13 protein-coding genes and 1 pseudogene are annotated in these 12,893 nt (G+C 64.7%); 9 read left to right on the top strand and 5 right to left on the bottom strand.

Annotation, left to right across the window (positions count from 1 at the left end; translation table 11 throughout):
* Window positions 1-190: 190 nt before the first annotated feature.
* A complete protein-coding gene (gene ltrA, locus EJK15_RS61905; protein WP_138719679.1) occupies window positions 191-1,468 on the bottom strand; it encodes a group II intron reverse transcriptase/maturase in 1,278 nt (425 codons plus the stop codon).
* 258 nt (window positions 1,469-1,726) lie between these two features.
* On the opposite strand from ltrA, the gene EJK15_RS76895 reads away from it, so the two are divergent.
* Complete coding sequence (locus EJK15_RS76895; protein WP_138719678.1) at window positions 1,727-2,257, top strand: integrase core domain-containing protein; 531 nt, start codon at window positions 1,727-1,729, stop codon at window positions 2,255-2,257.
* Window positions 2,258-2,542: 285 nt separating this feature from the next.
* Here EJK15_RS76895 and EJK15_RS61895 read toward each other — a convergent pair whose 3' ends face one another.
* Entirely contained in the window at window positions 2,543-3,316 is a 774-nt protein-coding gene (locus EJK15_RS61895) for a class I SAM-dependent methyltransferase (RefSeq protein WP_206062001.1), read from the bottom strand.
* Window positions 3,317-3,480: 164 nt separating this feature from the next.
* A complete protein-coding gene (locus EJK15_RS61890; protein ID WP_138719677.1) occupies window positions 3,481-5,463 on the bottom strand; it encodes an APC family permease in 1,983 nt (660 codons plus the stop codon).
* Window positions 5,464-6,070: 607 nt separating this feature from the next.
* Between EJK15_RS61890 and EJK15_RS73760 the strand changes: the two genes are divergently transcribed.
* On the top strand, window positions 6,071-6,319 hold the full coding sequence (locus tag EJK15_RS73760; RefSeq protein WP_206061998.1) for a CocE/NonD family hydrolase C-terminal non-catalytic domain-containing protein: 249 nt from the start codon (window positions 6,071-6,073) through the stop codon (window positions 6,317-6,319).
* A gap of 94 nt (window positions 6,320-6,413) precedes the next feature.
* Here EJK15_RS73760 and EJK15_RS61880 read toward each other — a convergent pair.
* Window positions 6,414-8,097: pseudogene (locus tag EJK15_RS61880) on the bottom strand (ATP-binding protein).
* Window positions 8,098-8,466: 369 nt separating this feature from the next.
* Between EJK15_RS61880 and EJK15_RS61875 the strand changes: the two are divergent.
* On the top strand, window positions 8,467-8,862 hold the full coding sequence (locus tag EJK15_RS61875; RefSeq protein WP_171075274.1) for a potassium channel family protein: 396 nt from the start codon (window positions 8,467-8,469) through the stop codon (window positions 8,860-8,862).
* Window positions 8,863-8,973: 111 nt separating this feature from the next.
* A complete protein-coding gene (locus EJK15_RS61870; protein WP_138719674.1) occupies window positions 8,974-9,684 on the top strand; it encodes a class I SAM-dependent methyltransferase in 711 nt (236 codons plus the stop codon).
* A gap of 2 nt (window positions 9,685-9,686) precedes the next feature.
* On the opposite strand, the gene EJK15_RS75715 is transcribed toward EJK15_RS61870, so the two are convergent.
* Complete coding sequence (locus tag EJK15_RS75715) at window positions 9,687-10,271, bottom strand: hypothetical protein (protein ID WP_240777967.1); 585 nt, start codon at window positions 10,269-10,271, stop codon at window positions 9,687-9,689.
* 296 nt (window positions 10,272-10,567) lie between these two features.
* On the opposite strand from EJK15_RS75715, the gene EJK15_RS61855 reads away from it, so the two are divergent.
* From EJK15_RS61855 to EJK15_RS61835, 5 genes are all read left to right on the top strand, one after another.
* Entirely contained in the window at window positions 10,568-10,894 is a 327-nt protein-coding gene (locus tag EJK15_RS61855) for a PadR family transcriptional regulator (RefSeq protein WP_138719673.1), read from the top strand.
* Window positions 10,891-11,247 (top strand): DUF1048 domain-containing protein, encoded by a 357-nt coding sequence (locus tag EJK15_RS61850; protein WP_138719672.1) that lies wholly within the window; start codon window positions 10,891-10,893, stop codon window positions 11,245-11,247. Before EJK15_RS61855 ends, EJK15_RS61850 begins: the two co-directional genes overlap by 4 nt.
* Before the next feature lies 1 nt (window position 11,248).
* Entirely contained in the window at window positions 11,249-11,575 is a 327-nt protein-coding gene (locus tag EJK15_RS61845; protein ID WP_138719671.1) for a DUF1048 domain-containing protein, read from the top strand.
* Between the two features lie 617 nt (window positions 11,576-12,192).
* Window positions 12,193-12,522 (top strand): PadR family transcriptional regulator, encoded by a 330-nt coding sequence (locus tag EJK15_RS61840; RefSeq protein ID WP_138719670.1) that lies wholly within the window; start codon window positions 12,193-12,195, stop codon window positions 12,520-12,522.
* A 2-nt stretch (window positions 12,523-12,524) separates the two neighbouring features.
* The coding region (locus tag EJK15_RS61835) for a DUF1048 domain-containing protein (protein ID WP_138719669.1) at window positions 12,525-12,893 on the top strand (369 nt) is incomplete at its 3' end.

Raw genomic sequence — 12,893 nt, 5'->3', positions numbered from 1 at the left:
TTCGCATCGCTGATGAGGCGATTTTCCATTCCGATCGTGGGTCGAACTACACGTCGGGAGTTTTTGGTGAGAAGCTGAAGCGGATGGGTATGCGGCAGTCTGTGGGCCGGACCGGGGTGTGCTGGGAGGTGAGTCGGCGGCGGGAATCTCACCCGCCGCCGCTCTCGGAACCGTGCTTAACAGTCTCCCGTTACACGGCTCCCATTGTTGAACCAGTAGGCAATGCTCCATGCCGCCAGTGGGCGAACATGCCAGGATAGACCGAGGCGATCTCGGCGAGCTTCTGGCGGATCTTACGAGAAGACCGCCGGAACCGTTTAAATTTCCTTCTGGCCCACTTCACCAGAAATGGGTTGATCTGCTGCTCCAAGAAACGGATCAACCTGGACTTGTAGAAGCGCCCGTAGTAGTTGATCCATCCCGCCACGACGGGGTTGATCATTGTAGCGATTTCCTTGAAGCTCAGCGCGGTCCATCGACCCAACTGCCAGGCCCGGATGACCTCGGCCATAGACTTCATGGCCTGCTTGCTGACTGCGGGAAGGAAACCCGACTTCAGTCTCCCGTCCCGCAGTCGAGCGGGTCTGCGACGGAACGTGAACCCAAGGAAGGTGAACTCCGTGATCGGGTAATCCTGATCTCGGCCCTCTTGTTTGCAGTACACGATTTGCGTCTTGTCCGGATGCAGGTTCAGGCCGAACTGCCGCAGCCTGCGTTTGATGGAGTCACGGACGAATATCGCCTGTTTCTCACTGGCGCAGTGCACCACGGCATCGTCACAGTACCGCTCGAACCTGACCGACGGACACTCTCGATCCAACCAGGAATCGAAAGCGTAGTGCATGAACAGGTTCGACAACAGCGGCGAGATCGCGGAACCCTGAGGGGTTCCCTTATCTCGCTGACTGAGCGTGCCATCAGGCTGCTGAATCGGGGCGATCAGCCACCGCTTCACATAGAGCAGGACCCATGGCAAATCGGTATGCCTGCTGACCGCAGCGAGAATCGGGTCGTGCGGCACGTTGTCGAAGAAGCCCTGGATATCAAGATCGATTACCCATGGGTATCGCCAAGATCGTTGCTTGCACGACTCTACCGCCTCCAGCGCAGATCGCCCCGGGCGATAGCCGTAGGAGTCCTGGTGGAAGACGGTCTCCGCTCCAGGACTCAGGACCATCGCAACCGCAGTTTGGGCGATCCTGTCGGCGACGCAAGGCACTCCAAGAGTCCTTACGCCTCCGCCGCGTTTCGGTATTTCCACCGCCCTGACAGGCGGAGGAAAGTGGCTTCCCGACGAGAGTCGATTCCAGAGTTTGTACAGGTTGTTCTTCTCGTCCTGCTCGAACTCTGCCAGCGACTGCCCGTCCACACCGGCTGCTCCCTTGTTGGCCTTGACCTTCTGATATGCGTTCCATACCAGAGTCTTAGGGATATCGAACGGCTTGCCTGTTGATCTTGTGTCGCTCATCAGATTCCTCCCACTTCTGGTTGATCGACGACCGACACCCAACAACACACCCCCTTCGCTCCGTCCCCATTACAGGAACATCACCACTACTACGGGGCCGTTCCGCCCTCCTGGCGTGCGACCGGTACTCCACCGCTCACGGTTTTCGCCACTTGCGGCTCTCCCTCTCGCCATCCGCCTCAACCAGCGGATCTCTGTTTCACACCGAGGAGTTCTCCTGTTCCGTTGTGAAGCCCGGACCGAGCTCGCGCCACCTTCATGCCGGACACCGCCAGACCAATAGACAGGCACCCGTCTGGCTTATCCCAGGACAGCATTAAGGCCCTGGTTTCGATGTCATTTAGCCTAACGACACGTCATCAGTGGTTCACTCACGTTCGCCTTCTCGGCCCACACCTGCCATATCATGTATGGCTTTTCCACGACGCTCACCACCACGACTCATTCACCGCAGCAACTCGTGGCGGTTTGACATCTGCACCTGCATGCCGATGTCGAAGGACCTACCTTCATCTCCACAACAGCACGGCGGCTGGAAGCTTCGTCTTCTACATCGAAATCCTCCAGTCATCTTCAGGACACACTAATGCGATGGCCGAGTCGTTCTTCTCCGTTCTGAAGAACGAATGGCTCAGCCGGTTCACGTTCAGTACGCGAGATAAGGCCCGCCGTCAGGTTGTCCGTTACATCGAAGGGTTCTATAATCGCAAGCGTCTGCATTCGGGACTCGGATATCAGACTCCGCAAGAAGTCGAAGACCAGTACCTGACCCGGCGGTCCGCAGCGTAGGTCAGACCACCAGACGCTGTCCGGAATCTCCGAGGCCCCTCAAACCGCTTCGGCGCGGCCGTCGAAGCTGGATCCGTTCACGCTGCTGATCGACGAGATCCTGCTCATTGATCTGGACGCGACCAGGAAACAGCGCCACACCGTCACCCCGGATCTACCGCCGTCTGATCGACGAGCACTCCTCGTCCGAGGCGTTGCGTTGACCACTTGAACCCGCACCGATGAGAGGGCGCAAGCGTCCTGCGAGCAACCGCGCGGTCCGGCCAGGGACTGAGAGTCCGGTGTTTATACCTTGCTCGCGACCACCATGTAGTTCTCGGCCTCAAGATCGAACGTGCTCAGTTCCGTTTGGAGTCCGACCCGGTGCAGCTCGACTTCGAGTTCCTCGTACCGGTAGGGCCAGCAGGACAGCAGTTCCGAGCGGACAAGAACCAACCCGGTCGCATCAACTTGCGCGATCGCAATCTCGATGTGGTGCTCCTCCTCCCAATGCGGCGCAATCTCCCAGCGGTAGACCACGACGGCATCGCGACCGTTCCGGCGGACGAGTCGGTCACTGATCTCCAGCCGGGAACCTCTGGCCCTCACGAGTTCCCAAGTGCGGGATGTGAGTACCAAGCGCCCGCCGGGGCGCAGAAGCCGTGACATCGACTCCAGAGCAGCACCCCTGCCTGTCGCGCCCGCGGCATGGTGAAGCGAGTTGCCAACGCAGAACACCATGTCGAACGTGTTGTCCTGGAAATGGTCGGGCAACTCTTCCCAGTTCGCCCGTACGGCCCGGACGGATGCCCCGAACTCCTCAGACAACTCTGCAGTCCGACGAACCATCGCCTCGCTGGCGTCAGTTGCGACAACCTGCATGCCACGACCGGCGAGGCCAACCGCCAACTGTCCGGTTCCGCACGAACAGTCGAGGACGTGAGCGTTCGACGGCAGGAGATTGAGGACGTCGTCGAACGACGCAGCGAACTCGGCTGGAGGCAACTTTGCATCCGAGATGAGCCATTCGTACACCTCGGCAAGCACGTCATAGCCTGTCACAACCACTACCTCCGTCACGCGGCAGACTCACGGTAGGATGTCAGTCCATCAGCGGAGCAAGCCGGGCACCAATGGTTTTCGCAAGGATGGCTCTGACGGTGTTTGTGGGTTGTCAGTTGTCCGTCTGAGTGGATGTCACCGGCTGGTTAGCTGGGAGAAGTCGGAGCCGGTGGTGCTGGGCGTCAGCCGCCGACGTGGATGCCGGGCCGACGGGTGGGGTCGGGCTCGGCCTTGCGGATGATCTCGCGGACCACAGGCGGCGTGTCACCGCGGCCGAGCAGCAGGTAGCGCAACAGGTGGGTCAACGGGCTGCCCTCGGACCACTCGAAGTAGCAGTGGGGTCGCAGGCCGGTGGCATCGCGCAGCGACAGCAGGATGGCGGCGATGGCGTTGGGCGCGGCTGGGCTGCCAGCGCGCAGGATCTTGTGGCCGCCGACCTCGATGCCGCGGACCTGGAGCACGTTGCTGAACTCCGACGGGTCGATGACGTCGATTTCCAGGAACAGCACGTCGGCAGACCCGGGGACCGGGTTCATGCCGCGCTGCTCGGCCTCCTTGGCCGCGTATTCGGCGGGATCGCCGCTCTGGCGGCGGTTGGCGATGAGATTCAGCGCGCCGTCGAACGCGATGGAGTCAGTGATGAACCGCCGTGCGGCGGCATCGAACTCGATGTGATCGGCGCGCAGCTCCGTGGTGCGGGAGATGCGGGAGATCAGGGAGATGGCGATGATGCCCAGGATGAAGAAGAAGGAGATGGTGATGCCGTCAGGCTTTTCCCGGATGTTTTCAACCAGCGCGTACAGCAGCACTAGCGTGAGCACGGTGAATCCGGCGATGGCGGCCCGCTGCCGCTTGCGGATGGCGGAGATCGTCACCGCGACCGCTCCCGAGACCATCATGGCCAGGATGCCCGTGGCGTAGGCGCCCGCCTGGGCGTCCACGTCGGCGTTGAAGACGATGGTCAAGGCCACGCAGATGAGCGTGTAGACCAGCACGACAGGGCGTACCGCGCGGCCCCACTCCGGTGCCATGCCGTACCCGGGCAGATAGCGCGGCACGATGTTGATCAGCCCGGCCATCGCCGAGGCACCGGCGAACCAGAGGATGAGGATCGTGCTGATGTCGTAGATGGTGCCGAAGGCGTCGCCCAGGTACTCGTGTGCCAGGTACGCCATGGCCCGTCCGTTGGCCTGGCCGCCGGGCTGGAACTGGTCCGCGGGGATGAGGACGGTGGTGACGAAGCTTGTGGCGATCAGATAGACGCTCATGATGAGCGCGGCCGCGGTCAGCAGCTTGCGCGTGTTGGCGATGCGCGAGGCCAGGCGCTGCGCAGCATCCTTGCCCTGGGCCGCCACCAGCGGCATCATGCTGACCCCGGTCTCGAATCCGGACAATCCCAGCACCAGCAGCGGGAAGGCGAGGATCGCCGGGCCGATGACGCCGCCGAACCCTCCCCGCCCCTCGACCAGGGCATCTGTCCAGGTCGGTATCAGCTCCGGCGTCGCGAGAACCTGCGCCAAGCCGACAGCGACGACGACGGCGTTCAACGACAGGAAGAGGACCACCAGTGGGATCGCCACGCCGACGGCTTCGGTGAAGCCGATCAGGAACACTCCGCCCAGCACCAGCAGCAGTACCACCGTCAGCGCGACCTCGTGGCCATGCAGGAAGCTCGGGAAGAACGGATTCTCCACGACGTGCACGGAGGCGTCCGCCGCCGACAGCGTGATCGTGATGATCCACGACGTGGCCACGAACCCCAGCAACACCAGGACGAACAGCTTCCCCTGCCAGAACGGCAGCAGCCGCTCCAGCATCGCCACCGACCCCTGGCCGTGCGGGCTCTCCTTGGCCACCCTGCGGTACATCGGCAGCATGCCCAGCAGCGTCAGCGCCACGATGAGCAGCGTGGCCAGCGGCGACAGCGCGCCGGCCGCCAGCGCGGCGATGCCCGGCAGGTAGGCCAGCGTGGAGAAGTAGTCGACGCCGGTCAGGCACATGACCTTCCACCACGCCTGCGGCTTGGCGTGCCCTTCCTCCGTCTCGGGGCCGACCGGATGGACCTGATGCCGCAGCAGCCACCGCGCCAGCCCGCTCGCCGGCGGCACTGGGCGCCTCGGGCTGTCTACTACCTCCGGGACGGCCAATCCGCCGGTGCCGCTCATTTCCGACTCCCCATCACGTCCGACACGGCTCCCGCGCCACAAGTTTGGACCGCCTAAGGCTAGAACTTCGGATCAGCGACTCCAAGAGCGCCCCCAGGAATGTCGCATTCCCCGCATGTCGGGACTGTGGTCCGCCTGTGCCCGATCCGCGCGTCCATCGCTACTCCTCGGCACCCAAGCGCCCCGGAGCCGTACTCGTACGCCCGGTGGCGTCCGAGGGCCGCGTCGACGACCATTTCGGTGCGGCCGCCGTTTATCCCCTCGGCGAACTGCTTTCAGAGTGCTATCGCAAGTTGACCCGGAGAGCGGTACGAGAGCCTGCGGAGCAGCACTTCAGTCGAGCCGTGGTAGCCGTCGGCCGCATGCTGGCTATGTAAGTGGGGACTGGTACCAGACGTTGGTCAGGTGAGGCTCCATCCCTCTGAGTCGAAAAGCGGTGTCGATGAGTTCTGGTACCACGGGTGTCCGGCTGGTGAGACGATCAGGGTACTCCGCATGGCGAAGGGGCACTGATGGCCAACAAGGGCAAGGCCGAACTGTTCGCGGCCATCCGTTGGGACACCGGCTGGAAGGCATGTCGGCCCGGGCGCTGGTCCGAAGGTACGGTGTGCATCGGCGGACGGTGGCGTTGAAGAACGCGATGCGGCTGTCCGGAACGCCGTCGGTGAGCCTGAAGGTCGAGCTGGACAAGCCGACCGCCAACCTGGGCGTCCTGCTCATCGACTACGGCCAGGACACCCGTATCGACTACCGCGAGACCAGCGTGACGTCCGCGCAAGGCCTCAAGTTCATTGGCGGCGAAGACTGCGTCGGCCAGAGCACGGCCGATGACGACGGCTGCACCCTCAGGGCGTGACGTCTCGCGCGTTCTTTTCCGGCACCTCCTCTACAAGCCGGACACGAGATCGAGCCGGAACCGCTCGAACCACTGATGGCCTTGGGGACCTTCGTCAGGCGTGCTCCCTTGCCGGTGCGGCGTGCGTGAGTGAGGCGATCGGCATCGTGAGGATCATGGTGAGTCCTCCCCCGGGTGTTTCGTCGGGCGTGAGGCTGCCGCCCATGGCTTCGGCCAGCCCACGTGACAGTGCCAGGCCGAGGCCGACCCCGGTGTGGGTGTCGCGGTCGCCGAGCCGTTGGAAGGGCTGGAAGACACGATCGTGGGCCTCGCGGGGGATGCCGGGGCCGCGGTCGATGACGCGGATCTCCACGTACTCTCCATGCCAGCTCGCGGTGATGAGGATCTTCTCCTGGGGCGGGCTGTAGCGGATGGCGTTGGACATGAGGTTGGCCAGGATGCGTTCGAGCAGGGCACTGTCCGTCATGATCTCGGGGAGTTCGACGCTGATGTCGGCGTCGATGCGCCGGCGGAGCGGTCCGAGATCGTCGATGGCGTGGGGGACAACTTCTTCCAAGGCGACGGGCTGGAGCGTTACGCCGAGCACGCCGGCTTGGAGGCGGCTCATGTCGAGCAGGTTCTCCACCAGGCGGATCAGCTTGATCAGCGATTCGTCGGCGGTGGCCAGCAGCTCGTCGCGGTCTTCGGGCGACCAGTCGATGTCGGTGTTGCACAGGCTTTCCACGGCGGCCTTGGCGGAGGCGAGCGGGGTTCGCAGGTCGTGGCTGACGGCGGCGAGTAACGCGGTGCGCATCTTGTCGGCCTCGGCCAGCGGTTTGGCGCGCTCGGCCTGCTCGCGCAGGCGTTCCTGGCGCAGCGCGACGGCGGCCTCGGCGGCGAACGCCTCCAGCACTCGCCGGTCGGCGGCGTCCAGGAGGTGGCCGCGGGCGGCGAGCGTGAGGCGTTCGTCGATCGTCACGTCGGTGTCGGTGTCGGTGTCGGTGTCGGCGGCGCCGGGGCAGGTGCAGGGCGGGCCGCCGGCGGTGGCCACGATGCGCCAGGCGGCGGGCTCGGACTGGTCGTCGGGGCTGGGCGTGCCGGTGCGTTCGAGGAGAGTGACGGAGGTGAGCCCGTAGGTCTCGCGCAGGCGGGCCAGCAGTGACGGGAGTGCGGCCTCGCCGCAGGGCCAGCTCGCGCAGGGCGGTGAGGTTGCCGACGCGGAAGTAGTTGGCCAGGGCGGCGTCGATCTTCTCCGGTGGGTAGACGTTGCCGTGGGCCATGCGGCGGCGCAGCGCCTCGGGGGACATGTCGACCAGCTCGATCTGGTCGGCTCGCCGGACGACCTCGTCGGGTACGGTCTCCCGCTGGGGCACGCCGGTGATCTGCTCCACGACGTCGTTGACCGACTCCAGGTGCTGGATGTTCACGGTGGAGATCACGGTGATGCCGGCCTCGAGGATCTCGTCGATGTCCTGCCAGCGCTTGGCGTTCTTCGAACCAGGCGCGTTGCTGTGGGCCAACTCGTCAATGAGCACGATCCTCGGCTTGCGGGCCAGGACGGCGTCCACGTCGAGTTCGGTGAAGGTGGCTCCGCGGTAGTCGATGGTCTTGCGGGCAATGATCTCCATGCCCTCCAGCAGGGCGGCGGTGCGGGGGCGGCCGTAGGTCTCGACCAGACCGACGACCACGTCCCGGCCCCGCTCCAGCCCGCGGCGGCCCTCGCCGAGCATCGCGTACGTCTTGCCTACTCCGGGTGCGGCGCCCAGGTAGACTCGTAGCCGGCCGCGTGTGGGGGTCATCGGTCGCTCACGCTCCTGACCATAGGGGTGGTCGCCTCCGCCGATACGTTTCACAAAGCCAGGCTATGAGTGGTGATACCCCGTTGCCTGGCGGGTCCCGAACCAGCACTGCGGGCACCACGAAGCTTCCCGCATAGTGCCGCTGCTGGCTGGAGGTCGTGGTGAGTGAACGAAGCCGAGGCGCGGGCATGCTGAGAAGACCCGCCGGGGCGGGGGGCGTTCGCCGCGGCTCGGCGGATAGTAGCGGCAAAAACCATGTGTCCTGATGCGTTCTTGACGGTTCTGCCAATCGCGGATGCGTCATGCTGTCAATGGTTCTGTGTTCGATTTACTGGAGAGAGTGATCGTCTTTTGGTGTACGAGAATTGTGTGGCGGTACTGGGGCTGGGGCGATTCGGCAGCTCGCTTGCGCTGAGTCTTGCTGAAGGTGGTGAGCAGGTCCTGGGAATCGATTGCGATCCTGAAGCTGTAGATTCCTTGGCAGGCCACCTGGATCGCGTCGCGGTGGCGGATGCGACCGACATGGATGCGTTGCGGCAGCTCGGGGTTGCCGAGGTCAGGCGCGCGGTGGTGGCCTTGGGGCACGATGTGGCGGCGAGCGCCCTCATCGTCTCCTTGCTCACCGAACTCGGCGTCGAGGAGATCTGGGGCAGGGCGGAGACTTACCGCCATGGCAAGATTCTGGAACGCGTCGGCGCTCACCGGGTCGTGCTGCCGCAGCAGGATATGGGGAGGGTGCTCGCTGGACTGCTGAGTGTTCGATGAATGGCGTAGGGGTCGCGTAGGAATTGTTGCCGAACCCGTCAAAATTGCGTAGAAATGGTGCCGCCTGGAGCCGCATGGCCCGATAGTGGGAGTGTGGTTTCAGGAGGAGAAATGGCAGCCAAAACCGGCGATCGCGTCGGCCCCCGGGATACTGAACGATTCTTCACCGGCGGTATGGAGCAATTCCACCATCCGCGACGGGTGCGCAACGGCCGCGGGAAGGAGTACGCACCGACCCCGCAGCGACAGCAGCTCCTTGCCGGGCTGGGTGGCCGGGTTCTGGAGATCGGGGCGGGCGATGGGGTGAAGCTCAGCTGCTACCCGGCCAGCGTGGAAGAGATCGTCCTGGTGGAGCGGGATCCGTTCCTGCAGGCGGCTGCGAGAGGTATCGCCACGCGCATCGCGACTCCGGTGCAGATCATCGATGGGGGCCTGCGGAGGCTGCCGGTCGCTGATGGCTCGTGCGAGGCGGTGGTTTGCTCGCTGGTGCTGTGCTGTGCTGTGCTGTGCTGTGCTGTGCTGTGCTGTGCTGTGCTGTGCTGTGCTGTGCCGGTGGAGGAGACGCTGCGGGAAGTACGGCGCGTCCTGGCGCCCGGGGGCGAGTTAAGGTTCTATGAGCACCAGTGCTCCGGCAATCCGGTGGTGACGCTGGCCGAGCGCCTGGTCACCCCAATCTGGTCGCGGACTTACGGTGGTTGCCATCCCGGTCGTGACATCCTGGCGGCCATGGAGAAGGCGGGATACGTCATCGAAAGCGTGGACCGGTTCGCCTTCCGCCACTTCGAGCACGTTCTCGGTATCGCCAGACCCGACGCCGGATAGCTTCAGCGGAGCCGGTACCGATGCGGTGAACCGTCCCGAGGATCTCGCGCACCGGTCATTCGGACAAGGCGCCGGTGACGCCGTCGGCCCAGGCCTCGAAGCGGTTCGCGATCCTCCGCGCATGTCATCGGTGAACATGCAGCCCGCCACAAACCGTTCCGGCGACGGCGGCGGTCACCAGCACGGCCAGGACCGAAGGCGCCAAGGCGATCCGTTCGACGTCCAGGAAGGAAGGCCACCGTCAGAGCCGAGGTCGTGACGCTCAGCGTCAGGGCGGCAGTGAGATCCCTGATGCCTGCCGCGTACGCCATGACCAGCAGCCCCACCACGATGATCCGGATCTCGGCCCTTCCGGCCATGATGGCCGAGACCGCGCAGATCCCTGCCGACAGGACCAGGTCGCCGCCCAGCCCTCCGCCGTCCCAGCCGAACTGACCGATGGGCGCGTAGTCGCCGCGGTAGGTGCGCACCGCCATGCCGAAGCCCCAGCCGCCGTGCTGCGCCAGGCCGTACCCCAAGTGGGCGGCGTTGCGGGCCCAGGCTTCGCGGGCGGCTAGCTGCTCGGGCGGGAGGCTGTTGGTGGTCAACGAGGACCGTCAGCACATCGCTGCGGGGCTGGCCGAGGGGCTCGGATTCACCGAGATCGGCCGGCGGCGTGCGCGCCTCCCACAGCTGGACCAGGTCGGATCGTCGGCGGGCCGCGGCCGCCGCGCCGTCCAGGTCGAGGTCCAGGCCGTCGTCGTCGACGCCGGCGCGGCTGGAGGCGTTCGAGTCGCTTCCGTGGTCTGTGCTCGCCGCTTGCTAGGCATTGGTTCGCTACTCTGTGGTACCTTATAGTGGTACTCGGTGCTACAAAGTACCAGGAGATCGAAGAGGACCCACGATGGACGACCTGACGGAGATGCTGAAGGGCACGCTTGAGGGCTGCGTGCTGGAAATCATCGGCAGCGAGGAGACCTACGGGTACGCCATCACGCGTCGGCTGAACGAACTCGGCTTCGCCGACGTCGTCGAGGGGACGGTTTACACCATCCTGCTGCGGCTGGAGAAGAACGGGCTCGTCCAGGTGACGAAGCGACCGTCCGGGCTGGGCCCGCCGCGTAAGTTCTACGCGCTCAACGACGCGGGGCGCGAAGAACTCGCGACGTTCTGGGCGAAATGGCAGTACGTCACATCACGGATCGACAAGCTCAAGGAGGGCGGGAGATGAACTTCTGGGAGACCATGACAGGCAGCGATCTCACCAGGGACTGGAAGGCGTTCGAAGCTCGGGCCGAGACATTGCCGGCCGACTACCGGGCGGCGTGGGGAGAGATCATAGGTCATCTTTTTCCCTACGGGGACTTCACAGGCCGAAACCTGATGCCGATTCTCGACGGTGCTCTGGGGCTGCTCGAAGAGACAGCGGCCGATGGGCAGAGCATTCACGAGGTGCTGGGTGACGACATCGCGGGCTTCTGCGCGGCGCTGGCCGGCGGAGAAGGGGCTCGGAGTCATCGCGACCGGTGGCGCGAGCAGTTGAACAGGAACGTCGCAAGGAAATTGGGCCGGCTAGGAGGCTGACGTGGGCATCCAGGACATCATCGAGGGCAAGAAGCAGTGGCGGGCGCACATGGCGCGGGTCAAGGCGCTCCCGCGGGACTACCAGATCGTCTACAAGGAGATTCAGAGGTACTTCTTCAAGGTCGGGCCGGTCGGACTGACTGACGGGTCCCTGCTCTCAGGGATCGTCGATTTCTTCGAGGAGGGCGTTGCGGCCGGCAAGGGAGTCCTGGAACTCATCGGCAACGACGTCGCTGCCTTCTGCGACGACCTGATCAAGGACTCGCGCACCTACGCGGACATCTATCAGGAGTCCATCAGCGGGGAACCCGGCACGGCCGGGAAGTAACACCCGTCGTCGACCCAAGGCACCGGCGGGCGCTGGGTTGTGCAGTAGGGCAGTAGGGCCGGGTAGCTGCTGAAGTCGGACCTTGGTTCGCGCCGGAGGGGCGATCGTGGAGCTCGAGCAGCCCGATGGCCACTTGCGCGTCTTCTGCGAGTAGGCGCCGTTCCGTTGGACGGACCTCGAGGGGGTGCATGAACATCCTCCCGAGGCCGTGCTTGCCGGAGCGGGGCGCACGGGACCCCGATCCGCGAAGACGTCGGGGAGGTGGACGCCGAACCGCCCCCTGGGAGGTGTGTCAGGCCGGCGGATGTCCCGGCGGTGAGCAGGCCTGCTGCGGTGTCGTGTCGGCGGCCGCGTCAGCACGGCAACGGCCCGGTATCAGCGCTTTCGGTGATGGTGGATGCCATGAATCGTTCAGTGATTGCGCATTCATGGTCGCGGGCGCTCTCGCCTCGTCCGCGACGATCGAACTCTCCAGTGGGCCGACGGAGCTCGTCTTGGCCTGAGGGATGACGGACTCGCTCACGAGCTCAGCTATTCGGTGTTGCTAAGTACTAGTAGTCGGTGTTACTTTGTACTGGTAGTCAGCATCACCAAGTAGCTGAAAGGGGAGGCGTCCCATGGGCAAGCTCGTGACGGAGATGCTCAAAGGAACGCTGGAGGGCATCGTCCTGGCGATCCTGTCCGGCCGGCCCGCATACGGCTACGAGATCACGGCGTGGCTGCGGGATCAGGGCTTCTCCGACATCGCCGAGGGCACCATCTACGCGCTGCTGGTCAGGTTCGAGCGGCGCGGCCTGGTCGACGTGGAGAAGCTCCCGTCGGAGAAGGGACCGCCGCGCAAGGTGTACTCCCTCAACGACCAGGGACGGGAGTACCTCGAAGAGTTCTGGCGGACCTGGAGCTTCCTGGCCGACCGGCTCGAGCAGCTCCGCAAGGGAGGCAAGTAGACATGACTACAGGATCAAACGAGCCGAAGAGCCGCTACCTGCAGTACCTGGAGATCGTCACCGGATCGCTGGAGGAGAAGAAGCGCTACCGGCAGTACAAGGCGCGCATCAAGCAGCTTCCCGTGAACTACCGCACGGCGGTCGAAGCGCTGGAGCGGTACCTGATGCACTTCGGGCCGGGGGACGGCGCCGACGCGGCGTCGATGTTCGAGGACCTCGCCGATCTGTTCGAGCGGAGCGCGGGGGACGGAACCCCGATCCGCGAGATCTTCGGAGAAGACCCCGTGGAGTTCGTCGAGGCGTTCATGCAGAGCTACTCCATGGGGAGCTACATCCGCCGGGAGCGAGAACGCTTCACCAGCGCCATCGAG

It is taken from the genome of Nonomuraea basaltis, from assembly GCF_005893125.1.
Taxonomy (GTDB): domain Bacteria; phylum Actinomycetota; class Actinomycetes; order Streptosporangiales; family Streptosporangiaceae; genus Nonomuraea; species Nonomuraea basaltis.
The sequence above is the reverse complement of the archived record's forward strand: the minus strand, read 5'-3'. Positions and strand labels throughout refer to the sequence as shown.